Annotated in this window: 1 pseudogene; it reads left to right on the plus strand. The window is 53.7% G+C overall.

Annotated features, from left to right (window positions below):
• Positions 1–201: 201 nt before the first annotated feature.
• Positions 202–1,405: pseudogene (locus Q0331_RS05265) on the plus strand (IS3 family transposase); the annotation flags it as partial.
• Positions 1,406–1,439: the final 34 nt, after the last annotated feature.

The raw sequence follows: 1,439 nt of genomic DNA on the forward strand, positions 1-1,439 counted from the left end.
TGAACTGCTCCCCATTAGTTGGACTGAGAAATCAGTTACCGACTAGTGGGGAGTAGTTTTCATTGAGAGCACGAAGTTCGCTAAGTGAATATCAGCGCGAGCAGTTGGTTGAACTATTTGAGCAAGGCATGGGTTATACAGCCGCTGCCAATGCCCTTGGTGTCTCCAAGTATGCCGCCCGTATGCTCTGTCGTCGGTTTAAGCTGCATGGCAGGCTATGTCTTGTGGAGAAACCGATTAAGCAGCAGTACTCGTTCGAGGTCAAGAAGGAAGTTGTCCAACGCTACCTTGCCGGCGAGACAAAGATGGATCTTGCGCGTGAGTTTGGCCTGTCGTCAGATCAGCTGGTCAGTTATTGGTCGCGGCAATGGCGTAACGGTGGCGATGAGGCGTTAAAACCGAAGCCGAAGGGCAGACCCAAAGGCTCGGCTGTGCCAAAGCCGCTGACCGAAGAGGAGAAGCTGCGGCGCCGGATCGCGCGATTGGAAGCGGAAAACGCTTATTTAAAAAAATTGCGGGACTTGAGGAATCAGGGACGCGCCTGAAAGTCCAGGCGATTGTCATCCTCAAGTCGCACCACCGCTTGGAGTACCTCCTAGAGGCAGCAGGTATCCCACGGTCGACGTTCTTCTACCACCAGAAACGACTCAGTAAGCCAGATAAGCACGCCGAGCTCAAAGACGCGATCCGGGCAAGTTTTGAACGTAACAAGCATCGCTACGGCTACCGACGAGTGCTACTTGACCTGCGTAACCAGGGGTGGGTGGTCAACCACAAACTCGTCTACAAACTCATGCGTGAGATGGGCGTTCGAGCCAAGATCCGCCAACGTAGACCTTATGTTTCCTACACCGGGACGATCAGCCACATCGCTGACAACAAACTTGACCGCAAGTTCACCCCGGATCAGCCAAACACCGTTTTTGTCAGCGATGTCACCGAGTTCAGGGTTGCAGGCCGCAAGGTCTACCTGTCACCGGTGATGGACCTGTTCGACCGCTCAATCGTTGCCCACACCGTGGCTACATCGCCGTCGACAGCGTTTACCGCAGAGTCTTTAACCAAGGCGATTAAAACGTGTGCGCCTGAACCCGGGTGGATGATGCACACTGACCAAGGTTTCCAGTACCAGCATGCCTCGTGGCGTGACCTGATCGGTGACAACGGTGGTGTTCAGTCGATGTCGCGTAAAGCCAACTGTTACGACAACGCGGTCATGGAGAACTTCTTCGGGCACTTGAAAACCGAGATGTACCACGGTGAAGTCTTCGACACGGTCGCAGAGTTCAAGCAAGCAATCGACGAATACATCCAGTGGTACAACACCGAACGCATCCAACAACGACTCAAGGGCCTGACCCCGATGCAATATCGGAATCAGACCCTTGAAGCCCTAACCGCCTAGAATTAAACTAGTCCAACTTTCGGGGGCCAGTTCA

It is taken from the genome of uncultured Corynebacterium sp., assembly GCF_937999985.1.
Taxonomy (GTDB): Bacteria; Actinomycetota; Actinomycetes; order Mycobacteriales; family Mycobacteriaceae; genus Corynebacterium.